Consider the following 25188-nt stretch of genomic DNA (forward strand, 5'->3'; position numbering starts at 1 on the left):
GCAATGAAGGGACCATTCAGGCGCGATGTTTCCGATACGGTCGCGAACGAACTGAAGAAGCTTCAGGCGTCCTGGCTTGACCGCCTTTCGACATCCTGTGTGACCATCGGCATTCTGGGACCGGTGGTCGCCAGCATTTTCGTGAACGATGTCAGCCGGTCCTTTTCCGTGCTGGGGCTCCTGATCTGGATTTTTCTGGCAATCGTGCTACATATAGCGGCAAGGATGACAATCCTGTCGATGAGGTAAGCCATGAGTTTTGAACAGGTCTATATCACGATACCGCTGATCCTGCTGGTTCCGGCATTGGGTATGCTTGGCTTCCAGCTTTGGCGTGCCCGCCACAACCATTGAAGATCGCTGCGCCGGTGATCTTTTCCGGTCCCGCCGGTCTTTTCCGATGATTCTCAAATCCATCCATCACGTTCAGCTTGCCATGCCCGAGGGCGGGGAAGTCGATGCGCGGGCATTTTATGCCGGTGTGCTCGGTGTTCCCGAGGCCGAGAAGCCCGACAATCTGAAGGCGCGCGGCGGGTGCTGGTTCGAGGCTGAAGGCCTGCGCATCCACCTCGGCGTTGAGCAGGATTTCCGGCCCGCAAGAAAGGCGCATCCGGCGTTTGTCGTGGATGATGTCGCCGCGGTTGCGGCGGCGGTAGAAAAGGCGGGATACGCTGTGAAGCCGGACGAGCCTCTTGAGGGCTTCCTGCGGACCTATGTTTACGATCCCTTCGGTAACCGGATCGAGCTGATGCAGGTTTTGGACTGAAGGCGGCCGCAATCGTTGACTTTTGGTGCAAAGGATGGTCATCGGATGCGGCACAATGAATGACGATGGGACAATTATGCCGTCCACCAGCCTGCCGGATTGCGCCGGCGCCATCCTTGCCGCTTTTTCGGCGCGCGATACGGTTTTGACCGACACCCCGGTGATCCAGCCCGCCGCTCCGTTTCTGGACATGACCGGCGAGGCGCTGCGCCGCCGTATTTTCATGACCGAGAGCGAGACCGGCGAGAGCCTGTGTCTGCGCCCGGAATTCACCATCCCCGTTTGCCGCCACCATATCGCGGAAAATGCCGGCACGCCGCAGCGCTATGCCTATTGCGGCATGGTGTTCCGCCAGTCGCGCGAGGATGGCGCGGACGAGTTCTTCCAGGCCGGTATCGAGGATCTCGGCACCACGGATGTGGCCGCTGCCGACGCCCGCGCGATTGCCGATGCCACCGCCGCCCTCGGTGCCTGTCTGCCCGGTCAGCGGTTTTCGGTTATTCTCGGCGATCAGGCGATTTTCGAGGCGGTTGTGCGCGCGCTGGGGCTTCCCGGCGGCTGGCAGAAACGACTTATCCAGGCCTTCGGCAACCATGCCCGGCTTGAGGCGCTGCTGGAAACACTGGCCCGCCCGAACCCTGTTTCCGGGCTGGACCGCCGCGTCGCTGCCTTCCTCGCCGATGGGGATGAGGCCGGGCTGATTGTCCATATCGACCAGACCATGCAGGCCACCGGCTATTCCACCAATGCCAGCCGCAACCCTGAGGAAATTGCGCGGCGGCTGAAGGAGAAACTGGCGCTTTCGGTGACCAGCCTTGACCGCGATGCGCTGGAAGCGCTGAAAACCTTTCTGTCGCTTGAGGTCAGCCTTGATGCGGCCTCTTCCGAACTGTCTGCATTTTCGGAGAATTTCGATCTCGATATCGGTGCGGCGATTGGCGTGTTTGAACGCCGGATCACGGCCTTGCGGTCCGCCAAGGTCGATGTTGCGGCGATCACCTACCGCGCTGCCTTCGGCCGTCCGCTTGATTATTATACCGGTCTGGTGTTCGAAATCGCGGAAGCCGGTGAACGCGGGGCGCTTTTGGCAGGCGGCGGGCGCTATGACCGTCTGCTGACGCTGCTGGGCGCCAGCGATCATATTCCCGCCGTCGGCTTTTCGCTGTGGCTCGACCGGATCGAACGCGCCGGAGAACAAGCATGACAGTTACCATCGCATTGCCCTCCAAGGGGCGCATCAAGGAAGGCGCGGAACAGGCTCTGGAACGCGCAGGTTTCCCCGTCGAGACAAATGGCAATGACCGATCCTATCGCGGCCATGTGCGCGGACGTGAGGATATCGAGATTGCCTTCCTGTCGGCGTCTGAAATTTCCCGTGAGGTTGGCAATGGCGCGGTCGATTTCGGCGTGACCGGCGAGGATGTGGTGCGCGAGAACGTGCCGGAAGCCGATGCCCGGGTCGAGTTCGTCTCCCGTCTTGGTTTCGGTCAGGCCGATGTGATTGTCGCCGTGCCGGAGATCTGGCTCGATGTCGACACCATGGCCGATCTCAATGATGTCGCCTCGGAATTCCGCAGCCGCCATGGCCGCCGGCTGGCGATTGCCACAAAGTTCTGGCGGCTGACACAGCAGTTCTTCACCGCTAAGCACGGGATCCAGCTTTATCGGATCGTCGAAAGTCTCGGCGCAACAGAAGGCGCGCCAATGGCGGGCCAGGCCGATATCATTGTCGATATCACCTCCACCGGCTCGACGCTGCGGGCCAACCACCTGAAGACCCTCTCCGACGGTGTGATCCTGAAATCGGAAGCCTGTTTCGTGCGTGCCAGGACGCCTGCGCATGAGGGGGATCCGGTGATTGCAGAAATTCTCGCGGCGATGCGCGACTGATATCTGCACCTTTCTCTGCGCGATGGGGTTGCCACCGTTGCGGCGAAGTAAGTGATGATTGTGTAAGATCGTCATTTTCTGGTCGTTTGACAATTTTTTGCCATAAAAATGACAAGTGTGGGCTTGTGCTATGTCGTCGCAAGGCACATTTGGCACATATACAAAAACAATTTTTCAGGAGCGTCCATGTCACGCTTGACCGAATTTCCGATCACTCAGAAATGGCCGCCCAACGATCCGGACGTCATTCAGCTCTATTCGCTTCCTACCCCCAATGGCGTAAAGATCTCGATCGCCCTTGAGGAGATGGAACTGCCCTACGAGGCGCATCGCGTGTCCTTCGGCACGGACGACCAGATGTCGCCGGAGTTCCTGTCGCTCAATCCCAACAACAAGATTCCCGCAATCATCGATCCCCATGGCCCGGACGATATGCCCATCGGCCTGTTCGAATCCGGCGCGATCCTGCTCTATCTTGCCGACAAGACCGGCCGGTTGGTCCCCAATGATCCGATCGGGCGCTATGAGACGATCCAGTGGGTGATGTTCCAGATGGGAGGCGTCGGGCCGATGTTCGGTCAGTTCGGCCATTTCTACAAATATGCCGCCGACAAGGTTGCCAATAATCCCTATCCGGTCGAGCGCTACAAGAATGAAGCCCGGCGGCTGCTCGGCGTTCTCGAAGGGCGCCTTCGCGATCGCAAGTTCATTATGGGCGAAGAACCCTCAGACTACAGCATTGCCGATATCGCGATCTTTCCCTGGGTGCGTGGGCTGTCTGCCCACTACGAGGCAGACGATGTGCTTCAGCTTTCCGACTTCAAGGCGGTCAATGTCTGGGCCGAGCGCTGCTCGGATCGTCCCGCCAGCGTCAAAGGGTTTACGGTTCCTGGCGAGGTTTAAGCGCCTCCCTGACGAACTCGATGAGAGCGCGGCCCTTGGGTCGCGCTTTTTGTTTGTCCGCCCCTCTTTTTTCAGGAGTAGACGAAATGCCAGGGCCGCGCGGCCACCCTTTTTGTGGCCGGCCGACGATCAGAATTTGAATCCGATACCCGCCATCAAGCTGGCCTGGCTCAGTTTGGCATCGGGAAGCCCGGGAATGCCAGTCGCCTTGGTAATGATGTCTGTGGAGCCGTAGTCGCTGTAGCTTGCCTTCAACCGGGCAAAGACGTTGTCAGTCAGCGCATAGTCGATGCCGGCGCCCAACGTCCAGCCGTTCATGACCTCGTCAAAGCTCTGGTTGGTCAGCGAGAAGGAGCCGTCAAGCCGCGTTGCCGTCCAGCCGCCGCTGGCAAACACCAGAATACGGTCAAAGGCGTAGCCGACGCGTCCTTCGACACTAGCCCGCCATTCGGTCCCGAACGTCACGCTCTGGCCATTCAGGATGGGAAAGGGTGATACGATGGCGTAGGAATTGTCGTTCCAGTTATAGCCGAATTCGGCGTCGATACCGACAACGAAATTGTTGGACAATTGATGACTGTAACCGCCGAAGATCGCGGCAGCGGCGCCATCGGCACTTTCGGTCTTTGTTCCGTCAAAGATGTTTTTCGGCACTTCGCCGGCAACCCAGCCATACCCGCCTTGGGCGCCAAAATACGCGCCGGACCAGTCATAGGCAGCGGCCTCGGGGCCGGGTAAGGTCAAAGGATCCGCGGCCTGGACTGTGGCTGCTGTGGAGGCTAAGGCAACAATCGCCAGAAAATAAGACTTCATTCTATCAATTCACCCTGCATATTTGTCTTACTGAACGCGCGACAGCATCCTGATGACATGTCGTTCGAAAACAGGCAGGGGTCTAAGCCTGAACATGCCATTCGACGCTTTTCGCTGCTTCTTCTGAATTCCAACGATTTCAGCAGGCATTGCGTACGTTCGCAAACGAATTATTAATTTTTGTTCAGGTTTTTGAGGTCTGGCGGCATTCGGGCCTCAGTTGTTATCTTTCGTTCAGGGTATCACGCAAAAAAAGGCGCCCCGAAAGGCGCCTTTCTTAAATTCCGGATGGCCGGTTGGGCTGTCCGCAATCAGGCTTCTGACCTGATTACATCATGCCGCCAGTTTAGCGCGCTTGCCGCGCTAAACCATAAGACATGATGGGCGTGCTTTATGCTGCAATCAGGCTTTTTGCCTGATTACATCATGCCGCCCATGCCACCCATTCCGCCCATGCCGCCCATGTCAGGCATGCCGCCGCCAGCGCCGCCATCCTTCTTCGGAGCTTCGGCAATCATGGCTTCCGTCGTGATCAGCAGCGAAGCAACCGAAGCTGCGTTCTGCAGAGCCGTGCGAACAACCTTGACCGGGTCAACAATACCCATGGCAATCATGTCACCATATTCGCCGGTCTGGGCGTTATAGCCGTAGTTGTCTTCGTTCTTGTCGAGGATCTTGCCAACAACGATCGAGGCTTCGTCGCCTGCGTTGGTTGCGATCTGACGAACGAGCGACTGAAGGGCCCGGCGAACGATATTGACGCCAGCATCCTGATCGTCGTTTTCGCCCTTGACCGTGATCTTCGTGGAAGACCGTAGAAGAGCAACGCCACCACCGGCAACGATACCTTCCTGAACAGCGGCGCGCGTTGCGTTCAGCGCGTCGTCGATGCGGTCTTTCTTTTCCTTCACTTCAACTTCCGTGGAGCCGCCAACGCGGATCACGGCAACACCGCCAGCGAGCTTGGCAAGGCGTTCCTGCAGCTTTTCGCGGTCGTAGTCAGAAGTGGTTTCTTCGATCTGAGCCTTGATCTGGGCAACACGTGCCTCGATGTCGGACTTCTGGCCTGCGCCGTCGACAATCGTGGTGGTTTCCTTGGTGATCGAGACCTTCTTGGCCGTGCCGAGCATGTCGAGGGTGACGTTTTCGAGCTTGATGCCGATGTCCTCGGAGATAACCGTGCCGCCCGTCAGGATGGCGATGTCTTCGAGCATGGCCTTGCGGCGATCGCCGAAGCCGGGCGCCTTGACGGCAGCAATCTTCAGGCCGCCACGCAGCTTGTTGACAACCAGCGTTGCAAGGGCTTCGCCTTCAACATCTTCAGAGATGATGAGGAGCGGCTTGCTGGACTGAACGACGGATTCCAGAACCGGCAGGAGAGCCTGAAGGTTGGAAAGCTTCTTTTCGTGCAGAAGGATGTAGCAGTCTTCCAGCTCGGCAATCATCTTTTCCGAATTGGTGACGAAGTACGGCGACAGGTAGCCGCGGTCGAACTGCATGCCTTCAACGACTTCAAGTTCGGTTTCGGCGGTCTTGGCTTCTTCAACCGTGATGACGCCTTCATTGCCGACCTTCTGCATGGCAGCAGCAATGTCTTCACCGACCTGCTTTTCGCCATTTGCGGAGATCGTGCCGACCTGTGCAACTTCTTCAGACGTGTTGATCTTCTTGGCCTTGGCCTGCAGATCCTTCACAACTTCCGAAACGGCCATGTCAATGCCGCGCTTCAGATCCATCGGGTTCATGCCGGCAGCAACAGCCTTGTTGCCTTCGCGGATGATCGAGGAAGCAAGTACGGTTGCCGTCGTGGTACCGTCACCGGCGATGTCGTTGGTCTTCGAAGCAACTTCGCGGACCATCTGGGCGCCCATATTCTCGAACTTGTCTTCAAGTTCGATTTCCTTGGCAACCGAAACGCCGTCCTTGGTGATGCGCGGAGCGCCGAAGGACTTTTCGATAACGACGTTACGACCCTTGGGGCCGAGTGTGACCTTGACAGCATCGCCGAGCACGTCAACGCCGTGCATCATCTTTTCGCGCGCTGTGCGGCCGAATTTGATTTCTTTAGCAGCCATTTGAAAACTCCTGGTTTGTCAAAACCTGATGGGCTTTAAAGCCCGGCTGAATGGATAGGGTGGCTCGGTGGAGTGCGCTTGATTAAGCGACAACGCCCATGATGTCGGCTTCCTTCATGATCAGAAGGTCTTCGCCGTCGAGCTTCACCTCGGTGCCCGACCACTTGCCGAACAGGACGCGGTCGCCGACCTTGACGTCGAGCGCGACAACGTTGCCGCTGTCGTCACGGGCGCCATTGCCGACGGCGACGATTTCGCCTTCCTGCGGCTTTTCCTTGGCAGTGTCAGGGATGATGATGCCGCCCTTTGTCTTTTCTTCGGACTCGACGCGACGTACGACGACGCGGTCGTGCAGTGGGCGGAAAGAAATGCTTGCCATTGTCTATACCCTCGATCAAATGACATTCGCAGCCGCTTTTGCGGCCGCCTGGATAAGTGTTAGCACTCTAGTTAGGTGAGTGCCAATGACGCTGATTTAGGAAGTGATATGCGGCATGTCAAGAAATCGACGAAAGATTTTTTGGCGCCAGAGAGCGGCGGCGAGCCTTGAATTTCGCCGTTCATACAGGTTTTACGTTGCGGCGATAACCCTTGGCCCATGATTTCTAACAGTAATGCGAGGAGATTGTGACGGAAGTCGCCGAGATCAAGCCAACCCCGTCTTTTTCTGAACTGGTCGCGGTATTCACCCGCATCGGCTTTCTGTCGTTTGGCGGCCCGGCGGGACAGATCGCCTTGATGCACAGGATCGTGGTTGACGAGAAGCGCTGGATCCGGGAAGACCGTTATCTTCATGCCCTGAATTACTGCATGCTGCTGCCCGGTCCGGAAGCGCAGCAGCTCGCCACCTACCTCGGCTGGCTGATGCATGGTGTGCGCGGTGGGGTCGTGGCCGGGCTGTTGTTCGTGCTGCCGGGGCTTGGCGTCATCGTCGGGCTTGCTGCCGCCTATTCCATGCTTGCCGATACCTCGTGGATGGAGGCGGTGTTCATGGGGCTGAAGGCCGCGGTTCTTGCCATTGTTGTCCAGGCACTCTGGCGGATGGCGAGGAAGTCGCTGAAGGGACCGGTCTCGGTAGGCTTCGCGGTGACGGCTTTCCTCGCGTTGTTCGTCTTTGGTGTTGCCTTCCCGATTGTCGTGCTTGCAGCGGGTATCTGTGGTTATTTTTTCATGCGCGGCAGCGTTGGAGATGTCGGCGAGGATGAGGTCATCGGGCCTGTCAGGACAAAAAAAGGCCTGAGAGCGATCGGTACAATCGCGGTCTGGACACTTGTCTGGTTGATGCCGCTCGGCTTTCTCGCTGTCTTCGGCGCGGCAGGGACGCTCACAGACATTTTCGGCTTCTTCGTCAAGGTGGCGCTGTTTTCCTTCGGCGGTGCCTATGCTGTGCTGTCTTTTGTCGCGCAGGAGGCGGTGGTGACCTATCACTGGCTGACGCCCGCCCAGATGCTCGACGGGCTGGCGCTCGCGGAGACAACGCCGGGCCCGCTGGTGCTGGTGCTGTGCTTCGTCGGATTTCTCGGTGCTTATGCTGCGCCCGCGTTTGCCGCGCCGCTGATCTCCGGCATGATCGGTGCCCTGTTGACGGCCTGGGCGATTTTCGTGCCGAGCTTTGTCTTCATCTTCGCCGGCGCCCCCTTTATCGAGGATTTGCGCAAGAACCCGGCTCTTTCCGGTGCGATGGCCGGAATTGGTGCCGCGATTGTCGGGGTGATCGCCAACCTTTCGCTCTGGTTCGCACTGCATGTGATGTTCGGCAGCGTGGAGCGTATCGAACTCTTCGCCCTTCGCCCGTTATTTGATGCCGGGCCGGTCTGGCCGGTCTGGTCGAGCCTCCATCTCTCTTCGCTGGTCTTGAGCCTTATGGCCGCTGTCGCGCTTTTCGGTCTGCGTATCGGCGTTGTACCGCTTCTTCTGGCCGCCGGGCTTGCGGGACTTGCCATCTCCAGCTGGTTGTGAACAAAAGAGCGCTGAACCTGCCGCCGGACGACCCATCTGACACAAGAAAGACACGCTATGCCCCGATCGATTCCTGCTCTCAGTGCGCTTTATGCCGATTATGATGTCGTGCTGTGTGATGTCTGGGGTGTTCTTCACAATGGCGTTGCGGCGTTTCCCGCAGCCAGGCAGGCGCTCGCCGAGGCCCGAAAGGCTGGCAAGACCGTGATCCTGCTGACCAATTCGCCCCGGCTTTCAGCCTCTGTGGTTGAACAGCTGGCGGTCCTTGATATCTTTTCGGAAAGCTATGATGCCATTGTTACCTCCGGCGATGTTACCAGAACACTTGTCGTGGAAGGTCCGCGCAAGCTGTTCCATCTGGGCCCGAAACGCGACACCGGGCTTACTGAGGGAACCGGTGCGTCGCTGGTCGGCGAGGCGGAGGCCGAGGGCATTCTCTGCACCGGCCTTTTCGATGACGAGACCGAGACGCCGGAAGATTACCGCGACATGCTTGTCGGCTTTCAAAAACGTGGCGCGCCGCTGATCTGCGCCAACCCGGACCTCGTCGTCACACGCGGCAACCGGCTGATCCCGTGTGCCGGTGCTCTGGCCGCGCTTTATGAGGAAATCGGCGGCGAAACCCGCATTGCCGGCAAGCCGCACACGCCGATTTATGAGGCCGCCATTGAAAATGCCCGCTCGCTCCTTGGCAATGTCGACAAGGCCCGGGTTCTGGCGATCGGCGACGGCATGCCGACAGACGTGAAAGGCGCGCTCGGCTACGGGCTTGACCTGCTGTTCATCGCCGAAGGTATTCACGCCGCCGACTACACGGTCGATGGAAAGGTTGACGAAGCGTCGCTCGATCGGTTCTTGACGGAGCGGAACGCAGAGCCGAAATACTGGATGCCCGATCTCGCTTGAGGCCGGCCGTATTCACGTGAGCAACATAAAATGACCGTATTTCACCGCAACGAATTTCGTGACCCCCTGCCGTCGGCGCTGAAGGGCGGGGTAGTGGCCATCGGTAATTTCGACGGTGTGCATCGCGGCCATCAAAGCGTACTCCGCAGTGCACTGGCCATTGCCGAGGAGCGCGGCGTGCCCGCTCTGGTGCTGACCTTCGAACCGCATCCGCGCACGGTCTTTAATCAACAGGCCCCGGTTTTCCGTCTGACGCCGGCGCCGATGAAGGCGCGTTTGCTGGAGGCGATGGGCTATCATGCCGTCATTGAATATCCCTTCGACCGAACCTTTTCGCAGCGTTCACCGGAGGAATTCGTCACCTCTGTGCTGATTGACTGGCTGGCTGCAAGCGAGGTGGTGACCGGTTTCGATTTTCACTTTGGCCGCAACCGCGAGGGTGGACCGGCCTATCTGATGGCCGCTGGCAAACGCCACGGTTTCGGTGTCACTCTGATGGATGCGTTTCGTGACGAAAACGCTGATGTCGTTTCCTCAAGCCGCATCCGGGATCTTTTGACCCGCGGCGAAGTGGTGGAAGCCTCCGGCCTGCTCGGCTATCGCTACACCGTCTTGGGCGAAGTGATCCACGGCGAAAAGCTTGGCCGCACGCTTGGCTTTCCGACCGCCAATATGGCGTTCGATCCCGACGCCAAGCTTCGTCCCGGCATCTATGCCGTGCGCTACCGTCGCCCCTGCGGCACGCTGCATGACGGCGTGGCAAGCTTCGGCCGCCGCCCGACCGTGGTGGAAGACGGCAGGCCGCTGCTCGAAACCTATATCTTCGATTTCAAGGGCGATCTTTACGGTGAAACCGGCTCCGTCTCGCTCTTCGGGCGGCTGCGCGACGAATTGAAGTTCGACGGACTGGAAGCCCTCGTCGCCCAGATGCACCGCGACGCCGACCAGGCCAGGGCACTGCTGTCCGCCGTTCAACCGTTCTCGCCGCTCGACGCGGAGATTGCGTTTTGAATTGGGTGACGGGCGCTAATTGGCAATTTGCCCGCAGCCTTGCCGTCGACTCCCTCTTTTCTTTGCGACCAAAAAGCCTTAAAGACGGCCCCATGATGACTGGGATACGGTTTCGCACCATTCGAATTATTGGCCCGGCTTTCCGCGCAGCCTGAATTGAGGCGCCGGAAGGTCCGGGATTTCGGCGTTTCCCACGCCCCTGCCACCGACAGATTTCCATGACACTTGCGAGCGCGCCATCCGGCGCCGCACCAGAGAAAAAGCCGCGAAACCATGAGCGATACAAAAGACACGATCGACTACTCTGAAACGCTTTACCTGCCGAAAACGGACTTTCCGATGCGCGCGGGCCTTCCCAGGAAGGAACCCGAAATCGTTGCCCGCTGGCAGGAGATGGCGCTTTACAAGAAGCTGCGCGAAGACGCCAAGGGCCGCGAGAAATTCGTGCTTCATGATGGCCCGCCCTATGCCAACGGCAACATCCATATCGGCCATGCGCTGAACAAGATCCTGAAGGATGTCATCACCCGCTCGTTCCAGATGCGCGGCTATGACAGCAATTATGTGCCGGGCTGGGACTGCCACGGCCTGCCGATCGAATGGAAGATCGAGGAAGCCTACCGCGCCAAAGGCAAGAACAAGGATGAGGTGCCGATCAACGAATTCCGCAAGGAATGCCGTGAGTTCGCCCAGCACTGGATCGATGTCCAGACCCCCGAATTCAAACGTCTCGGTATCGAGGGTGACTTCGAAAACCCCTACACCACGATGAATTTTCACGCCGAGGCCCGGATCGCCGGCGAATTGCTGAAGATCGCAAAATCCGGCCTGCTTTACCGTGGTTCGAAGCCGGTGATGTGGTCGGTGGTCGAGCGCACTGCGCTGGCAGAGGCCGAAGTGGAGTATCACGAGGTCCAGTCGGATACGATCTGGGTGAAGTTCCCGGTCGCCAAAGGTCCGCAAGACCTTCTCGGCGCCTTCGTTGTGATCTGGACGACCACGCCATGGACGATCCCTGGAAATCGGGCGATATCATTCTCGTCACGTTTTCCCTGTGCGGTTTACGAAGTCACGTCTGCTGAGAATGATTTTGGCCCGCAGCCGGGCGAGCGTCTTCTTTTCGGCAAGCGGTTGGCAGAAGAATGCGCGGCCAAGGCCAAGCTGGAATTTGCTTTTGTTCGTGATGTCGCTGCAGAAGAGCTGGAGGGGATGGTTTGTGACCACCCGCTGAAGGGGCTTGCTGGTGGCTATGAATTTGCGGTTCCGCTCATCGCTGGCGATCACGTCACTGACGAGGCCGGTACCGGTTCTGTCCACACCGCCCCCGGCCATGGCCGCGAGGACTTTGACGCGTGGATGGATGCAGCCCGCGAACTTGGCGCGCGCGGCATCTCGGCAAAGATCCCGTTCACGGTCGGTGATGACGGCTACTACACCGATGATGCGCCGGGCTTCGGTCCGTCGGCAGAGGGCGGGGCTGCCCGCGTCATGGATGATAACGGCAAGAAGGGCGATGCCAATGACCGGGTCATCAAGGCGCTGATCGCTGCGAACAATCTGTTTGCCCGTGGCCGGATCAAGCACGACTATCCGCATTCCTGGCGTTCGAAGAAGCAGGTCATCTTCCGCAACACCCCGCAGTGGTTTGTCTATATGGACAAGGATCTCGGCGATGCGACGACGTTGCGTTCGCGGGCACTTTCCGCCATCGACGATACCCGGTTTGTACCGGCCGGCGGCAAAAATCGGCTGCGCGGTATGATCGAAAACCGTCCGGACTGGGTGCTTTCCCGTCAGCGTGCCTGGGGCGTGCCGATCTGCGTGTTCGCCGACAAGGCCGGTAATGTGCTCATCGATGACGCCGTCAACGCCCGTATCCTTGAGGCCTTCGAGGCCGAAGGCGCCGACGCCTGGTTCGCCGAAGGCGCGCGCGAGCGTTTCCTGGGTGAAAAGGCGAGTGAAGACTGGGATATGGTCACTGACATTCTCGATGTCTGGTTCGACTCAGGTTCCACCCACACCTTCACGCTGGAGGACCGTCCGGACTTGAAATGGCCGGCGGACGTCTATCTCGAAGGCTCGGACCAGCATCGCGGCTGGTTCCATTCCTCGCTTTTGGAAGGCTGTGCCACGCGTGGTCGTGCACCCTATAACGCCGTCATCACACATGGTTTCACGATGGACGAGCAGGGTCGCAAACAGTCGAAGTCGCTGGGCAACCAGGTCTTTCCGCAGGATGTAATGGCAAAATCCGGTGCCGATATTCTGCGCCTGTGGGTCATGACGACGGACTACTGGGAGGATCAGCGGCTTGGTGAACAGATCATCAAGACCAATATCGACAGCTACCGCAAGCTGCGCAACACGCTGCGCTGGATGCTCGGGACGCTTGGCCACGACGAGGGCGAGGAAATCGCAATTGCCGACATGCCGGAACTCGAGCAGTTGATGCTGCATCGCCTGTTCGAATTCGATCAGCTGGTGCGCAAGGGCTATGATGATTTCGACTTCAAGCGGATTGCCCGCGCACTGACGGATTTTGCCAATATCGAGCTGTCGGCGTTTTACTTCGACGTTCGCAAGGATGCGCTTTACTGCGATGCGCCGTCGAGCCTGCGCCGCCGTTCGGCATTGGTGGTCATCCGCAAGCTGTTCGATTGCCTGGTGACCTGGCTTGCGCCGATGCTGCCGTTCACCATGGAAGAGGCCTGGCTTTCGCGTGATCCGGAAGCCGTCTCGGTTCATCTGGAACAGTTCCCTGCGGTTCCGGCCGACTGGAGAAACGAAGCGCTTGCCGAAAAATGGCTGAAGGTTCGTGAGGTCCGCAAGGTCGTTACCGGAGCGCTTGAAGTCGAGCGCCGTGAAAAGCGGATCGGCTCTTCGCTGGAAGCCGCGCCGGTTGTCTACATCGATGACGAAGACCTGCTGGCCGCGATCGAGGGCCGGGATTTCGAGGAGATCTGCATCACCTCGGCAATCACGGTGAAGGAAGGCGAGGGGCCGGACAATGCCTTCCGCCTGCCCGAGGTTGCCAATGTCGCTGTCGTTCCCGCACTTGCCGAGGGCCGCAAATGCGCGCGCTCCTGGCGGATCACCGATGATGTCGGGGCGGATCCCGCCTATCCGGATGTCTCCGCGCGTGATGCGGCGGCCCTGCGGGAGCTTGCAGGCAAGGCCTGATGCACGATATGGCAGCCGGACATTGTTGTGGCCGGCTGCCTGAAGATGACGATTGCTGCAGATGAATTGCGAAAAAGACCGTTCTACGTTAGAAATGTCGCGTTTTCGCCGGATTTATAGCCAAACAATGGCATATGGCCGAAATTCTGATTGGGTGTCCACCGGCACCAAGGAGTGGTAGTAGAGCGCATGACTTTTGTTCCCCGTTCGATGAAGATCGCAATCGCTCTTGCGGGCATTGCTTCGCTCGCCTCCTGCGTCAGTGCGCCGACCTATGGCACCGGCAAATCAGCGACCGCGCAGCTCGTGGAGGATCTCGGAGAAGCCGTTCTGGTGATCAACCCGGATCAGCCTGATCTTCAGTATGAAGCCCGGCCGACACTTGTGACGCCGAGCAAGGATGTTTCCGGCCGCCCGCTGATTGCGCCGCAGAAATCGGTCGCCTCCGTTGACAATCCGAACTGGATCGAATCACCGGAAGAGCAGCGCAGCCGCCTTTATGAGGAAGCGGAGGATAACAAGGACAATCCGTTCTATCGATCGCCGCTTCTGGCAGGCGACAACCCGCAGGCCATGACCGAGAAGGAACAGCTGGAAGCCTTCAGAAAGGCGCGGTCCGAGGCGACTTCGATTGACATCACCCAGCGCCGTTACCTGATCGATCCGCCGGAACAGTATCGTGTCCCCTCAAGCTCCGAAGCGCTGAATGATCTTGGTGAGTCGGAGCGTGCAAAGGAACGTCGCCGCCAGAAGCTGGCCGAGGGCAAGGACCCGGATCGTTGTTTCCTGTTCCTGAACTGCAAAAGCGGTAAGTCGGACAGCTTCCTCGAATCGTCCAAGAATGCCGGACAGCAATAGCCGCTTCCATCGGGGGACATCATGAATTACGCGATCCGCCCTGCGGTCAGGTCCGACGCTGCAACCATCTATCGCTTTGTCTGCGAACTGGCCGCGTTCGAAAAAGCGCTGGAAAAGGTGGAGACCACCGAAGAAGGTCTGGCCGAGGCGGTTTTTGGCAGTGGTTCGGTCACTGATGCGCTGATTGCCGAGATTGACGGCAAGCCGGCTGGGTTCGCGCTTTACTATTTCACCTTTTCGACGTGGCAGGGCCGCAACGGTATCTATCTGGAAGACCTTTATGTCTCGCCCGAATTTCGGGGTGCGGGGCTCGGCAAGGCGCTGATGCGCGCGGTTGCCGATGTCGCTGTTGAAAAGACGTGCGGGCGGATGGAATGGAGCGTGCTCGACTGGAATGTCGATGCGATCCGTGTTTATGACGGCGTGGGCGGCAAGCCGCAAAGCGAGTGGATCCGCTACCGGCTGGAAGACGAGACGCTTGCGGTCTTTGCCGGCCGTTGAGAAGAACTAGCGGCGCGTGGTGAAGAAGTCCCTGAGAAGGGCTGCGGCGCGGGTTTCGGAGAAACCGGAATAGACATCGGGACGGTGATGACAGGTCGGCTGGTCAAAGAAGCGGCCGCCATGATCGACACCACCGCCCTTGGGATCGGTCGCGCCGTAGTAAAGCCGTTCGATGCGTGCAAACGAGATCGCTGCCGCGCACATGGCGCAGGGTTCCAGGGTGACGTAGAGATGGGCGCCGGGAAGCCGTTCGGAGTCGAACGTTTCGCAGGCTGTACGGATGGCCAGTATTTCAGCATGGGCTGTCGGGTCATTCAGTTCGCGTGTGCGGTTCCCGGCAGCAGCGACCAGCGTGCCGTCCAGAACGATGACCGCTCCGATCGGAACTTCACCGCGTGTACCCGCAGCTTCGGCCTGTTCAATCGCAAGTGCCATGAAATCTTGGCCCGCAGCCATTTTGACAAGTTTCCTCTTAACCAATTCTTCCTGTCCTGATAGAGGATCGGGATCAACAGGCAAAGCGAAATGACCCAGAAAGACAAATTCCCCAAACGCGGCGGAAAGCCCTCAGGCAAGCCCGCACCCGCTGCCGGCAAAGATGCTCCGGCGGTTGACGCCGAGGAGCGTGCGCCGGAACGGATTGCGAAGCTTCTCGCGCGGGCCGGCGTGGCTTCCAGGCGCGATGCCGAGCGGATGATCCTCGACGGGCGCGTGAAGGTCAACGGCAAGACGCTGGAGAGCCCCGCGCTTAACGTCACGCTTTCCGATCGTATTGAGGTCGATGACGAGGAAATCCGTGGCATCGAGCGTACACGGCTGTGGATTTACCACAAGCCTGCCGGTCTGGTGACCACCAATTCCGACCCCGAGGGCCGGGCAACGGTGTTTGAAAAGCTGCCGAAGGAGCTGCCGCGGGTTGTCTCTATCGGTCGCCTTGACATCAACACCGAAGGCCTTCTGCTTTTGACCAATGACGGCGGGCTGGCGCGCGTGCTTGAACTTCCCGCGACCGGCTGGCTGCGCCGCTACCGCGTGCGCGCCCATGGCCGGATCGCGCAGGCGGACCTCGACAAGCTGAAGGATGGCATTGCCGTTGACGGCGTGCTCTATGGCGCTATCGATGCCACGCTTGACCGTGAGCAGGGTTCCAATGTGTGGATCACCATAGGGCTGCGCGAAGGCAAGAACCGGGAGATCAAGAATGTGCTCGGCGCGCTCGGTCTCGAGGTTTCACGTCTGATCCGCATTTCCTACGGGCCTTTCCAGCTTGGCGAACTGCCTGAGGGCAATGCGCTGGAGGTGCGTGGCCGCACACTGCGCGATCAGCTCGGGCCGCGCCTGATCGAGGAGGCCGGCGCCAATTTTGACGCGCCGATCTACAACGACGGCGAGGCCGCGGTTGCAAAACCGGAACAACAGCCGGAAGCGCCGAAACGCGCACCGCGCAAGGACAAGCTGGATCGCGGCGAGCGGGCCGAACGTGGCCGTGACCGCCTCGACACCAAGCGCAAGGGCGACGACGAAAAGACCTTCAAGGACATCGTGACGCGAAACCGGTCGACGAATGTCTGGATGGCGCCGGGCGCCCGTCCGCTCGGCCCGAAGGCCAAGAAGAAGGCCGAAGACAAGGCGCGCGAAGACGAACGACGTGACGCCCGCCGTGATGGCCGGCCGAGGCTCGATGGCGACGCCCCGCGTAAACCACGGCCCACCGGTGGCAAGGGCAAACCTTTTGCCGGAAAACCGGGGGCAAGCGCTGCCAAGGGGCCGCGCAAGCCGCGCGCCGAAGCCGGCGAAGGTGCAAGTGAGGGCAAGCGTTTCTCCGGGCCGAAGCGGCCAGGCGGAGACAACCGTTCGCGCAGTGAAGGCCGCCCCGCCGGCGCCCGTCCTTCAGGCGATAACAAGCGCGGTGGACGTCCTGACAGTGACAGCCGCGGCAGCCGGGACAAGCCGGGCGGCGACAGGCCACGTGGTGGTGCAGGCAAGGGGCCGAGGGGCAATGCGGATCGTCGGCGGTGAATTTCGCGGACGGGCGCTCAACGCGCCCAAGTCCACTGATATCAGGCCGACAACGGATCGTACCCGCGAAAGCCTGTTCAACATTCTCGCGCATGGCTATCCCGATGCGGTCGAGGGCGCGCGCCTGCTGGAGCTTTTTGCGGGCACCGGCGCGGTCGGCCTTGAAGCCCTGTCGCGGGGCGCGCGTGCGGCGCTTTTCGTTGAAAACAGCGTTGAAGGGCGCGGCCTGCTCTGGGCCAACATCGAGGCGCTCGGTCTGGCAGGGCGCGCCCGAATCATGCGCCGCGATGCCACCAGACTTGGAAGCGTCGGACGGATTGAGCCTTATGACCTGCTGTTCGCGGATCCGCCCTATGGCAAGGGACTTGGCGAAAAGGCGCTTGCTGCGGCGGGTGAGGGCGGTTGGTTGAAACCGGGTGCCCTCGTTATTCTGGAGGAAGCCGCAGACGTCACGCTGACGCTTCCGGCAGGCTTTGTCATGCTGGAAGAGCGGGAATTTGGCGATACGCGGATGCATTTCCTTCGCTATCAGCCATAGGTCAGCTAGATTTTCCGATCAAAGCGCGCTGTGCGGCAGGACGAAGGTCGTGTCGTCGGCAGGTGTCTGATTGACCGAAAGCCGGGCGCCGAAAACGGCGTAGAGATTGTCATCGGTCAGCACCTGCTTCGGTGTTCCTGAAGCTGCGACCTCACCGTTTTTCATCAGCACGATCCGGTCTGCGAACAGCGCCGTCAGGTTAAGGTCGTGCATCACCGAAATCACACCGCCGCCGGCTCGGCAGAAGCCTTGTGCCAAGCGCATGATGGCAAGCTGGTGGAGAATGTCGAGGCTTGCCACGGGCTCATCCAGCAGCAGCCAGCGTGGCGCACCTTCGGCAATTGGTGCCTCGATCTGGCACAGCACGCGGGCAAGCTGGACGCGCTGCTGCTCCCCACCTGAAAGCTCCTGATAAAAGCGACCTTCGAAGCCGTTGAGATCGACGGCTTTGAGTGCCCGCGCCATGGTCTGGCGGTCTTTATTGCCATCCCGGTGACTGCGGCCCGAAAGCCCCATGCGCAGCACTTCGGTGACGGTGAAGGGGAAGGCGAGGTTCGAGGCCTGCGGCAGCACCCCGCGCACCTCCGCAAGCTGCCAGGGATGAAGAGCCGCGATGTTGGTGCCATTGATGGCGACGCTGCCTGTATCCGGCTTCAGATCACCCGCTATCGCCTTTAGTGTTGTCGTCTTGCCGGAGCCGTTCGGCCCGCAAATGGCGGTCAGTTCGCCGGCATGCGCCTCAAGCGAAACATCGTTCAGGACCGGGCGTCCGGAAAGCGCCACGGTAATCCGGTTGGTCGAGATCATGGTCATGTTGTCACAGGTTCAGGCGCGAGCGGTTTTTCAGCAGGATCCACAGGAAGAACGGGCCGCCTGCGATTGCGGTGATGATGCCGATCGGCAGTTCGGCGGGCGCAACGATGGTGCGGGCAAAAAGATCGGCCAGCACCAGAAGCGCGCCGCCGAGAAGGGCTGACGCCGGGAGCAGATAGCGATGATCCGGGCCGATGACGAGTCGTAGAAGGTGCGGCACCACGATGCCGACAAAACCGATGCCGCCGGAAACGGCGACGCCCGCACCGGTGGCCGCTGCGACGGCAATAATGGTGATGTTCTTCAATCGTTGGACCGGAATGCCGATGTGATAGGCCGTCGCCTCGCCGAGCGTGATGGCGTTGAGGCCGCGCGCCATGAACGGAAGCACCGCAAAAGCTGCCAGCATGATCGGCGTGATGGCCCAGATCTTGGGCCAAGTGGCACCGGCCAGCGAGCCCATCGACCAGAATGTCAGGTCACGCAATTGCTGGTCATTGGCGAGATAGACGAGGAAACCGGTGGCCGCACCGGCAAGGGCTGCCAGCGCGATACCGGCAAGCAGCATGGTCGCGACCGAGGTTTGCCCGTGACGGGTCGAAATGCGGTAGAGCGTCAGCGTTGTAGCCAGAGCGCCGACAAACGCGGCGGCAGGCAGCGCGTAAAAGCCCATAAGATTGGTGATCGGTGCGGCGATTGTTCCGCCAAGCACAATCATCACCACCGCGCCGAGACTGGCACCCGCAGAAACCCCGACGAGGCCCGGATCGGCGAGCGGGTTGCGGAACAGGCCCTGCATTGCCGTGCCGCAGACGGCAAGCGATGCGCCCACCAGAAAGCCCATCATGGCACGCGGCAAGCGGATATCGAAGACGATGATGCGGTCACGCGCGGCCAGCGCATCATCCGCGTTTCCGGTGAGTATTGCGCGGCCGACATCGAAGACGGAGGCATCCGAGGCGCCGTTGGCCACAGAAATCAGAACAGCAAAGACCGAGGCCACGGCGAGCACCAGTATGGTGAACACCGCAACCGAGGAACGGTCGCCGCTTTCCCGCCAGTTCAGCCGTCGTCCGGCCGAGGTCAGTGTGTCGATCACCACCATGCCCGAATCAATCCCCGTAGATTTCCGTCGTCAGCGCCGCCAGGTTTTCCCCAAAGCGCGGGCCGAAATTCATCATGCCGACCGGGTCGATCCTGTAGATCGCCATGGATTCACCGGCGGGCGTGAGCGCAAGGGCAGGCTGTCCGGCAACATCCTCATTGGTCGGTACGTGATTGCCGGCAGCACCATCCATCAGCAAAATGACATCGGGCGCGGCCTCGATCACAGCCTCGTCGGAAAGCGTCTTGTAACCCTCAAAGTCACCGAAGGCGTTTTCAAGACCAGCCGCCTCGATCACACCGTTGGCGGCCGTGCCGGTGCCCGAACCCATCACCTTGCCGCCGCGCAGGCTGAGAATGAAGATCGCACTTTTCCTCTCGTCAGGCGCGCGGGCAGCGTTTTCGGCCAGAACCGGATCGAGCTCGGCTGTAATTTCATCGGCAAGCTGCTTCGCGTCATCTTCGCGGCCAAGCAGCGTGCCGATCATCGCGACCTTTTCGAGAATGCCGTCGCGGCTATAGTCTTCGGGAACGAAAGCCAGATCCACATTGGCGGTGGTCATAACCTCCATGGTTTCCGGCGGTCCGGCACCCTCGATAGTGATGATCGCCGACGGATTGACCGACAGAATGCCTTCCGGCGAGAGCTGACGCATATAGCCGATATCCGGGAGGCTCAGCGCTTCCGGTGGGTAGGTGCTGGTGGTGTCGCGCCCGATCACGCTGTCGCCTGCGCCGAGCGCATAGACGATCTCGGTTACGGAACCGCCAATGGTGACAAGACGGGATGGATCCTCAAGCGGTTCGAGAGCCTTGGCCGCGGTGACGCCGGCAAGCAGCATGCCGGCGAGGAGGAGCGCTTTAACGAGTGCGGATGAGATGGCCTTCATGATATCTCCTCAGGCGGCGGCGGTTTCGCTGTAGCGCGGCAGGTTTTCGGCAAGATCGCGCCAGACTGGGCGCTCGGCATAGCCTTCCAGACGCTTGCCGAAGAACTGGATGATCATCTCACCCGCAGCATTGAAGGCCTCGACCGAGGTCACATGGCCGTCGCTCGTGGGTTTGCGGACCAGCCATGTCTCTGCAATCTGGTCGCGGCGCAGATGCAGATGGAAGCTCGGGTCCATGACATTAATCCACGGTCCCATCTCGACGATCTTCTTCACCGGGCCCGAATGGATCTGCACGATGCCGTTATTGTTGACGAACACCATGATCGGCAGGTCTTCGATCTCGGAGGCCTTGTGAAGCAAGTTCGCAACGGCGTCGTCGGCAAGGCGGAAGGCGTAGTCATCGCCAACCGTCGAGATCGCCGTCTGGCGATGAACCTTGAGGTCGCTGAGCATGCCGAAGAACTGGTGGGTGTCCGTCAGTGCGCTCCAACGGTCGCGCAACAGCTCGACATCGACCGCGCGCGGATCACGGGAATGCTCGGCATCATGGGCGGTGATTTCGCCGGTCGTAATCGTCTGACTGTCGTCATCGAGCTTGTGGGTCTCGACAAAGTTACGGTAGGCCTCGACGTTGGATGCGGGGCGCCAGTGCAGTTTGAAAACCGCCGCACCGCTGGCATCGAAATATTGCAGGCTCAGCTTTTCATTGCCGTCTGCATCCATCTTGGTGACGGCGAAGGCATGGATCCAGCGGCTCGGAAAAATCCTGAGATCGATATTCTCACCGAGCACGATTGCGGATTTCTTGCCGCTCCTGATGTTTTCGAAAACACCGATCTTCTCGTGGACCGCGCTTTCATTGCGCGACAGCGCCATGATCTCGCCGAAACCCTCGGCATGGGCCAGAAGGTGGGCAGGTTCGGGCGAAATCCGCGTTGCCGTCAGGCCGGTTTCTGCGGCAACAAGGGCGGCCTCGGAGATGCCGAGCTGAGCGGCGATGTCGCGCTCGCGCATTTTTGGATTGTCACGGCGGAAGGCGCGAATTTCTTCGGGTGTCTTGGTCATCGGTCTCGTCTACTTGTTCAAAATAAGCTTGCCCTGGCGGGTGATTTTCATGCGATAATCGGCGCCCTGGTGACGAATGATGATCTCATGGCCGCCTTTGAAGAGCGCCTCGCTTTCATGCACCGGCGCGCCGTTTTCTCTGATCTGCGTTTCGGCCCGTCCGGCCGTCTTGTCGTCATTCATTCTGATTGATATGTCTGTTAGTGTTTAAAACTTGAACTTTAGAGTCCGGTTTTATAAGTTGACTCTATTAGTCACCTTTGTCTATCCATGCAATAGACGTTTTGCAAAGTGAGCGGTAGGATGACGCGCTACCGGGTAACCCTTGCGTTACCGATCAATTCCGATCCGAAACCGCCGGAGATTTGAGAAATGAGAATTTTCCCATGCGCCGCCGTCGCGCTTTTTGTCATGTCGCAGCCACTTCTGGCGCAGGAGGCCGCAACCGGTGCCGCCGCGATGCCGGCCAAGGAGCCGGCGGGTCTTTCGATCTCGCTCAATGCACTGGATACGACCGATAACGGCTGCAAGCTGACCTTCCTTGTGGAAAACGATCTGTCGGAGACGATCGACAGCCTGCAGGCTGAAGTCGCGCTGTTTGACACGGACGGTATCGTAGACCGGCTGACCATGCTCGATTTCCTGTCTCTGCCCGCCGGCAAGATGCGGGTTCGCCAGTTCGAACTGCCGGGCGCGGGCTGCGATGCGTTGGGCGGCCTGCTGCTCAACGATATAAAGGTCTGCGATGGCGCCGGCGTCGACTGCATGGCCGCACTTGAGACCGGGTCGAAGGCTGGAATTCCTTTCGACGGCTAATTGCGCCAAAGGACACCGCGCATTCTGCGCCAAGACCAATAAGACACGCTGTAGCGAAGCCGCCGATGATGGATGACAGGGCAATGTTTGCGATGGGGTTGCCGGGTGGCGTACGCGATGCGGAGCCGGTGAAGCCTGATCGTCGCCGTGCTGAGCCGGCGTCCGCAAGCGCATCCGAGATTGCATCGGAAAGCCGTGTGCCTGTCGATCTTGATCGCGTTGTGCTGGAGCTCAAGGCCGCAGCCGGTGCGTCCGTTGAAAAGCCGATCGACACCGAGCAGGAAGCGGCAGAAGGCACGCCTGAACTGCCGCTTGAAGATGAAAGTCTCGACAGCGTGACTTTGCCGCGCATCAGCGGCGGCCCGCAGAACCCGTCGGCAGGAAAACGCCTGCCGATGGCCGTTCTGGTGTCGGTTCTTTTTCACACCGTCGCCTTTGCAATGGCGCTTCATGTCTCCGGAGTCCTTCCCGAAGCGGCGAAAGAAGAGGGCGGCGTGGTCGTCAATGTTGTTATGCTCGGCAGCGGCGATGTTGATGCGGCTGCAAGTGGCGCCGAGGATGCGCAGCCGACCGAAGTCGAGGCGCAACCGGTGCCCGTGGAGCAGGCGGTCAGTCCTGAAGCCGAGACTTTGAGCCCGGAAACATCCGAGTCACAGCCGACCGAGGTGCCTGCGAAAGCGCTTGCAGCGCCCACACCGGCGCCCGAAGAAGCGTTGACGCCGCCGGTTGAGGCGGCTCAGGCATTACCCACGGAAACAGCGGAACCGGCAGCCGTCGCAGCGCTTTCTCGCCCGGAACCGGAAATGCTCGCGGTTGCGCCGACTGAGGCCGTCGTTCCTGATCGCGTGCCCCCGGCAGCGCCGACCGCTTCTAGTAGTGCAGCACCGCCGCCGGAAATGGCTTACGCTGCCCGTTCTGAGGCGGTAGACGCTGCTGCGCCCCCAGAAACAAATAGGCTTGCTGCGCAGGCCGCCCAGACCGAGACCATCACCGCCCAGGAAGACGATCCCGAGCTGGCCTATGATATCGCGCCGCCGATCCCGCAGCGCTCACCATGGGAATCCGAGCCGCTTCCTGCCGATCAGGTCGCGGCCCGGCAGGCGCAGGCCGAACGCGCCCGCCAGCGGACGAGAGCCGCAAAGCGCCAGTCCGCCGGTTCGGGAGGGCAATCCAACCGCGATGCGCGCAAAGGCTTGGTCAGCGGCACATCTGAGCGCGGGGCAACACAGACAGCGGAAGCGCGCAGCGGTTCATCCGGCGATGGTGCGGCCGCGATGGCGAATTATGCGGGAAAGGTCGGGTCGCGGCTGCGCCGTGCGGTTGCCACCGAACGGGCCTACCGGGGGCTTGGACCGCTGCAGGCAACCGTGATCGTCAACCTGACCCTGAACCGTTCGGGGGGGATAGCATCATTGTCTCTTGTGCGTTCGTCGGGCAGCAGCAGCGTCGACGCGATCGTGCTGCAAAGGGCCCGTGCAGCAGGGCCCTTCGGTTCGTTCCCGGCGAGCTATGCCGGCACACGGCATAAATTCCGCCTGCCGATCAATCTCAATCTGCGCCGATAAAATACCGCTTACGTGGTGCCGAGTGTGCGCTGAAGGCCCTGCAGGGCCGGCTGATAGTTCGGGTTCAGCTGCTTGGCCTTCTGATAATAGGAGGCCGCCTTGGTAAAATCGCCCTGCCGCTCGAAAATCAGGCCAAGATTGGCCCAGCTCTCGGCGTTCTGCTGGTCAAGTGCCAGCGCTTTGTCGAAATCGGCCTTGGCGTTCTGGTCGTCGTTGAGCGCCAGATAGGAAACGCCACGGCCGTTATAGGGCTGTGCGGATTTGGGCGAGAGCGAGATAGCCTTGGTGAAATCTGCGATCGCCAGTTCCTGCTGGCCGCGCTGCTGGTAGATCAGGCCGCGATTGTGGTAGGCACGCGGATCGGTGGTGTTCAGCTGAATGGCGCGTGTGAAATCGTTGAAAGCATCATTCTGCTGGCCGGATTCGCGGTAGAGATTGCCGCGTCCGATATAGGCGACATCATAGTTTGCGTTGATCTGTAGCGCCCTGTTGTAGTCGTTCAGAGCGTCCATCTGTCGGCCGAGGCTGCGTTCGATCAGCGCACGATTGGCATAGGCCTGATAATAATTCGGATTGAGTGCGACGGCCTTGTTGAAATCTTCCATCGCGCGTCGGTCGTCGCCCGCCCGACCATAGGCCGCGCCGCGCACATTATAGGCCTCGGGGTCGTTCGGGTTGGCGGCGATCACATTGGAAAGAGATGCGATGTTCTGCTCGGATCCCTGGGCCGCATCGATCGAAACGATATTCTGGTTCATCGACTGGGAACTCTGACAGGCTGCCAACAGGCTGACGGCACCAAGCAAGAGCGCGGTCCTCAGCGTCCGGCCGGTGCATGTTATGAATGTGCCAGCGGTCAATTCTGTCATTTCCGTCCCTCATGTCGTGTCATTCGGCGCGCAGCGAATTGCGGACGCGCGGAGTTTTTACCGGCGCAAGGTAAATATCTAGCAAATAAAAAGGCGGGGGCCTACGCTCCCGCCATCACAACATGGTCAATGTGCCGAAAAAACGACAATCAGCGCGAAACCAGACCTTCGCGGACGGCACGCTTGCGGGCCAGCTTGCGAACGCGGCGGATCGCTTCGGCCTTTTCGCGGGCGCGCTTCTGCGAGGGCTTCTCGTAGAAATCACGCATCTTCATTTCGCGGAAGATGCCTTCGCGCTGCATCTTTTTCTTCAAAGCGCGGAGAGCCTGGTCGACATTGTTGTCGCGGACAAGTACTTGCACGTGTATCCCGTTCCTTAAAATCGTTGGTGTCGTTCGGCCTGGCAAATACTTGCACGTCAGGCGTTGTTGCTTGTCATCGTCGGGTTCGGCCCAACATTTGGCGTCGCGGATATCAGGTTTTTGCCGGCTAGTCCAGCCCCTTTGGCCATGATGTCAGGCGATTGTCCGGAAACATCCCTCTGCTGAAGCGTCAAAATCCTGTCGTTGAGGACCGGGTGACTGTGGTCATCCAGGCCTTCAGAAAAACGATGTCGAACGCAGGTGGCAAAAGCGTCGCAAAAA

The 25188-nt window shown here is 60.0% G+C and carries 26 protein-coding genes; 15 read left to right on the forward strand and 11 right to left on the reverse strand.

What is annotated here, in order from left to right; all coding sequences use genetic code 11:
• Positions 1-3 precede the first annotated feature (3 nt).
• The 5 genes from AC0L7L_RS03985 to AC0L7L_RS04005 all read left to right on the forward strand — a co-directional run bounded on the left by AC0L7L_RS03985 (position 4) and on the right by AC0L7L_RS04005 (position 3559).
• Positions 4-249: a hypothetical protein gene (locus AC0L7L_RS03985; protein WP_272210422.1), complete on the forward strand. Its 246-nt coding sequence runs from the start codon at positions 4-6 to the stop codon at positions 247-249.
• 151 nt (positions 250-400) lie between these two features.
• On the forward strand, positions 401-766 hold the full coding sequence (locus AC0L7L_RS03990; protein WP_272210423.1) for a VOC family protein: 366 nt from the start codon (positions 401-403) through the stop codon (positions 764-766).
• Positions 767-842: 76 nt separating this feature from the next.
• Complete coding sequence (locus tag AC0L7L_RS03995) at positions 843-1970, forward strand: ATP phosphoribosyltransferase regulatory subunit (protein ID WP_473513764.1); 1128 nt, start codon at positions 843-845, stop codon at positions 1968-1970.
• A complete protein-coding gene (gene hisG / locus AC0L7L_RS04000; protein WP_473512175.1) occupies positions 1967-2656 on the forward strand; it encodes an ATP phosphoribosyltransferase in 690 nt (229 codons plus the stop codon). The genes AC0L7L_RS03995 and hisG overlap by 4 nt, the downstream gene beginning before the upstream one ends.
• A 186-nt stretch (positions 2657-2842) precedes the next feature.
• Complete coding sequence (locus AC0L7L_RS04005) at positions 2843-3559, forward strand: glutathione S-transferase N-terminal domain-containing protein (RefSeq protein WP_473512179.1); 717 nt, start codon at positions 2843-2845, stop codon at positions 3557-3559.
• Positions 3560-3688: 129 nt separating this feature from the next.
• On the opposite strand, the gene AC0L7L_RS04010 is transcribed toward AC0L7L_RS04005, so the two are convergent.
• The 3 genes from AC0L7L_RS04010 to groES form a co-directional block, all read right to left on the reverse strand.
• On the reverse strand, positions 3689-4372 hold the full coding sequence (locus tag AC0L7L_RS04010; RefSeq protein WP_473512182.1) for an outer membrane protein: 684 nt from the start codon (positions 4370-4372) through the stop codon (positions 3689-3691).
• A gap of 419 nt (positions 4373-4791) precedes the next feature.
• Positions 4792-6447 (reverse strand): chaperonin GroEL, encoded by a 1656-nt coding sequence (gene groL / locus AC0L7L_RS04015; RefSeq protein ID WP_272210428.1) that lies wholly within the window; start codon positions 6445-6447, stop codon positions 4792-4794.
• Positions 6448-6529: 82 nt separating this feature from the next.
• On the reverse strand, positions 6530-6826 hold the full coding sequence (groES, locus tag AC0L7L_RS04020; RefSeq protein ID WP_272210429.1) for a co-chaperone GroES: 297 nt from the start codon (positions 6824-6826) through the stop codon (positions 6530-6532).
• A gap of 248 nt (positions 6827-7074) precedes the next feature.
• Here groES and chrA point away from each other — a divergent pair, with 248 nt between their 5' ends.
• The 6 genes from chrA to AC0L7L_RS04050 all read left to right on the forward strand — a co-directional run bounded on the left by chrA (position 7075) and on the right by AC0L7L_RS04050 (position 14862).
• Entirely contained in the window at positions 7075-8406 is a 1332-nt protein-coding gene (gene chrA, locus AC0L7L_RS04025; protein WP_473512190.1) for a chromate efflux transporter, read from the forward strand.
• A gap of 57 nt (positions 8407-8463) precedes the next feature.
• Entirely contained in the window at positions 8464-9312 is an 849-nt protein-coding gene (locus AC0L7L_RS04030) for a TIGR01459 family HAD-type hydrolase (RefSeq protein ID WP_272210432.1), read from the forward strand.
• A 30-nt stretch (positions 9313-9342) separates the two neighbouring features.
• Positions 9343-10323: a bifunctional riboflavin kinase/FAD synthetase gene (locus AC0L7L_RS04035; protein ID WP_473512195.1), complete on the forward strand. Its 981-nt coding sequence runs from the start codon at positions 9343-9345 to the stop codon at positions 10321-10323.
• A 273-nt stretch (positions 10324-10596) separates the two neighbouring features.
• Complete coding sequence (gene ileS / locus AC0L7L_RS04040) at positions 10597-13503, forward strand: isoleucine--tRNA ligase (protein ID WP_473512199.1); 2907 nt, start codon at positions 10597-10599, stop codon at positions 13501-13503.
• 189 nt (positions 13504-13692) lie between these two features.
• Complete coding sequence (locus AC0L7L_RS04045) at positions 13693-14361, forward strand: hypothetical protein (RefSeq protein WP_272210436.1); 669 nt, start codon at positions 13693-13695, stop codon at positions 14359-14361.
• 21 nt (positions 14362-14382) lie between these two features.
• A complete protein-coding gene (locus tag AC0L7L_RS04050) occupies positions 14383-14862 on the forward strand; it encodes a GNAT family N-acetyltransferase (RefSeq protein ID WP_272210437.1) in 480 nt (159 codons plus the stop codon).
• A 6-nt stretch (positions 14863-14868) separates the two neighbouring features.
• Here the strand turns inward: AC0L7L_RS04050 and AC0L7L_RS04055 are convergent, their stop codons facing one another.
• On the reverse strand, positions 14869-15318 hold the full coding sequence (locus tag AC0L7L_RS04055; RefSeq protein WP_272210438.1) for a nucleoside deaminase: 450 nt from the start codon (positions 15316-15318) through the stop codon (positions 14869-14871).
• Between the two features lie 69 nt (positions 15319-15387).
• Here AC0L7L_RS04055 and AC0L7L_RS04060 point away from each other — a divergent pair, with 69 nt between their 5' ends.
• Together AC0L7L_RS04060 and rsmD are read left to right on the forward strand one after the other, a co-directional pair.
• Positions 15388-16881 (forward strand): pseudouridine synthase, encoded by a 1494-nt coding sequence (locus AC0L7L_RS04060; RefSeq protein ID WP_272210439.1) that lies wholly within the window; start codon positions 15388-15390, stop codon positions 16879-16881.
• Positions 16862-17419, forward strand: coding sequence for a 16S rRNA (guanine(966)-N(2))-methyltransferase RsmD (gene rsmD, locus AC0L7L_RS04065; RefSeq protein ID WP_473512209.1), 558 nt, complete (start codon positions 16862-16864; stop codon positions 17417-17419). Before AC0L7L_RS04060 ends, rsmD begins: the two co-directional genes overlap by 20 nt.
• 18 nt (positions 17420-17437) lie before the next feature.
• Here the strand turns inward: rsmD and AC0L7L_RS04070 are convergent, their stop codons facing one another.
• From AC0L7L_RS04070 to hemP, 5 genes are read right to left on the reverse strand one after another with little or no spacing between them, the layout of a single operon-like run.
• Positions 17438-18226, reverse strand: coding sequence for a heme ABC transporter ATP-binding protein (locus tag AC0L7L_RS04070; protein ID WP_473513766.1), 789 nt, complete (start codon positions 18224-18226; stop codon positions 17438-17440).
• A gap of 10 nt (positions 18227-18236) precedes the next feature.
• The gene (locus AC0L7L_RS04075; protein ID WP_473512213.1) at positions 18237-19337 is read right to left on the reverse strand and encodes a FecCD family ABC transporter permease; all 1101 of its coding nucleotides are present in this window, start codon (positions 19335-19337) and stop codon (positions 18237-18239) included.
• 7 nt (positions 19338-19344) lie between these two features.
• A complete protein-coding gene (locus AC0L7L_RS04080; protein ID WP_272210442.1) occupies positions 19345-20226 on the reverse strand; it encodes a heme/hemin ABC transporter substrate-binding protein in 882 nt (293 codons plus the stop codon).
• Positions 20227-20235: 9 nt separating this feature from the next.
• On the reverse strand, positions 20236-21294 hold the full coding sequence (locus AC0L7L_RS04085; RefSeq protein ID WP_272210443.1) for a hemin-degrading factor: 1059 nt from the start codon (positions 21292-21294) through the stop codon (positions 20236-20238).
• Between the two features lie 9 nt (positions 21295-21303).
• Positions 21304-21477: a hemin uptake protein HemP gene (gene hemP / locus AC0L7L_RS04090; RefSeq protein ID WP_272210444.1), complete on the reverse strand. Its 174-nt coding sequence runs from the start codon at positions 21475-21477 to the stop codon at positions 21304-21306.
• 189 nt (positions 21478-21666) lie between these two features.
• On the opposite strand from hemP, the gene AC0L7L_RS04095 reads away from it, so the two are divergent.
• Both AC0L7L_RS04095 and AC0L7L_RS04100 read left to right on the forward strand, forming a co-directional pair.
• On the forward strand, positions 21667-22110 hold the full coding sequence (locus AC0L7L_RS04095; protein ID WP_473512219.1) for a hypothetical protein: 444 nt from the start codon (positions 21667-21669) through the stop codon (positions 22108-22110).
• A gap of 65 nt (positions 22111-22175) precedes the next feature.
• On the forward strand, positions 22176-23675 hold the full coding sequence (locus tag AC0L7L_RS04100; protein WP_473512223.1) for a TonB family protein: 1500 nt from the start codon (positions 22176-22178) through the stop codon (positions 23673-23675).
• 8 nt (positions 23676-23683) lie between these two features.
• Here AC0L7L_RS04100 and AC0L7L_RS04105 read toward each other — a convergent pair whose 3' ends face one another.
• Positions 23684-24544: a tetratricopeptide repeat protein gene (locus AC0L7L_RS04105; protein WP_473512225.1), complete on the reverse strand. Its 861-nt coding sequence runs from the start codon at positions 24542-24544 to the stop codon at positions 23684-23686.
• A gap of 149 nt (positions 24545-24693) precedes the next feature.
• On the reverse strand, positions 24694-24906 hold the full coding sequence (gene rpsU / locus AC0L7L_RS04110; RefSeq protein WP_272210451.1) for a 30S ribosomal protein S21: 213 nt from the start codon (positions 24904-24906) through the stop codon (positions 24694-24696).
• Positions 24907-25188 lie beyond the last annotated feature (282 nt).

Source organism: Martelella sp. K41-7 (genome assembly GCF_055808365.1).

Excerpts from the sequence above, each read along its gene's own strand:
- AC0L7L_RS04095 (WP_473512219.1), top strand. The coding sequence starts at position 21,667 with ATGAGAATTTTCCCATGCGCCGCCGTCGCGCTTTTTGTCATGTCGCAG.
- groL (WP_272210428.1), bottom strand. The coding sequence starts at position 6,447 with ATGGCTGCTAAAGAAATCAAATTCGGCCGCACAGCGCGCGAAAAGATG.
- AC0L7L_RS04080 (WP_272210442.1), bottom strand. The coding sequence starts at position 20,226 with ATGAAGGCCATCTCATCCGCACTCGTTAAAGCGCTCCTCCTCGCCGGC.
- AC0L7L_RS04070 (WP_473513766.1), bottom strand. The coding sequence starts at position 18,226 with ATGATCTCGACCAACCGGATTACCGTGGCGCTTTCCGGACGCCCGGTC.
- AC0L7L_RS03990 (WP_272210423.1), top strand. The coding sequence starts at position 401 with ATGATTCTCAAATCCATCCATCACGTTCAGCTTGCCATGCCCGAGGGC.
- groES (WP_272210429.1), bottom strand. The coding sequence starts at position 6,826 with ATGGCAAGCATTTCTTTCCGCCCACTGCACGACCGCGTCGTCGTACGT.
- AC0L7L_RS04035 (WP_473512195.1), top strand. The coding sequence starts at position 9,343 with ATGACCGTATTTCACCGCAACGAATTTCGTGACCCCCTGCCGTCGGCG.
- AC0L7L_RS04085 (WP_272210443.1), bottom strand. The coding sequence starts at position 21,294 with ATGACCAAGACACCCGAAGAAATTCGCGCCTTCCGCCGTGACAATCCA.
- AC0L7L_RS04060 (WP_272210439.1), top strand. The coding sequence starts at position 15,388 with ATGACCCAGAAAGACAAATTCCCCAAACGCGGCGGAAAGCCCTCAGGC.
- AC0L7L_RS03985 (WP_272210422.1), top strand. The coding sequence starts at position 4 with ATGAAGGGACCATTCAGGCGCGATGTTTCCGATACGGTCGCGAACGAA.
- AC0L7L_RS03995 (WP_473513764.1), top strand. The coding sequence starts at position 843 with ATGCCGTCCACCAGCCTGCCGGATTGCGCCGGCGCCATCCTTGCCGCT.
- ileS (WP_473512199.1), top strand. The coding sequence starts at position 10,597 with ATGAGCGATACAAAAGACACGATCGACTACTCTGAAACGCTTTACCTG.
- hemP (WP_272210444.1), bottom strand. The coding sequence starts at position 21,477 with ATGAATGACGACAAGACGGCCGGACGGGCCGAAACGCAGATCAGAGAA.
- AC0L7L_RS04005 (WP_473512179.1), top strand. The coding sequence starts at position 2,843 with ATGTCACGCTTGACCGAATTTCCGATCACTCAGAAATGGCCGCCCAAC.
- AC0L7L_RS04050 (WP_272210437.1), top strand. The coding sequence starts at position 14,383 with ATGAATTACGCGATCCGCCCTGCGGTCAGGTCCGACGCTGCAACCATC.
- AC0L7L_RS04075 (WP_473512213.1), bottom strand. The coding sequence starts at position 19,337 with ATGGTGGTGATCGACACACTGACCTCGGCCGGACGACGGCTGAACTGG.
- AC0L7L_RS04105 (WP_473512225.1), bottom strand. The coding sequence starts at position 24,544 with ATGACAGAATTGACCGCTGGCACATTCATAACATGCACCGGCCGGACG.
- AC0L7L_RS04030 (WP_272210432.1), top strand. The coding sequence starts at position 8,464 with ATGCCCCGATCGATTCCTGCTCTCAGTGCGCTTTATGCCGATTATGAT.
- hisG (WP_473512175.1), top strand. The coding sequence starts at position 1,967 with ATGACAGTTACCATCGCATTGCCCTCCAAGGGGCGCATCAAGGAAGGC.
- AC0L7L_RS04010 (WP_473512182.1), bottom strand. The coding sequence starts at position 4,372 with ATGAAGTCTTATTTTCTGGCGATTGTTGCCTTAGCCTCCACAGCAGCC.
- AC0L7L_RS04045 (WP_272210436.1), top strand. The coding sequence starts at position 13,693 with ATGACTTTTGTTCCCCGTTCGATGAAGATCGCAATCGCTCTTGCGGGC.
- rsmD (WP_473512209.1), top strand. The coding sequence starts at position 16,862 with ATGCGGATCGTCGGCGGTGAATTTCGCGGACGGGCGCTCAACGCGCCC.
- AC0L7L_RS04100 (WP_473512223.1), top strand. The coding sequence starts at position 22,176 with ATGATGGATGACAGGGCAATGTTTGCGATGGGGTTGCCGGGTGGCGTA.
- AC0L7L_RS04055 (WP_272210438.1), bottom strand. The coding sequence starts at position 15,318 with ATGGCTGCGGGCCAAGATTTCATGGCACTTGCGATTGAACAGGCCGAA.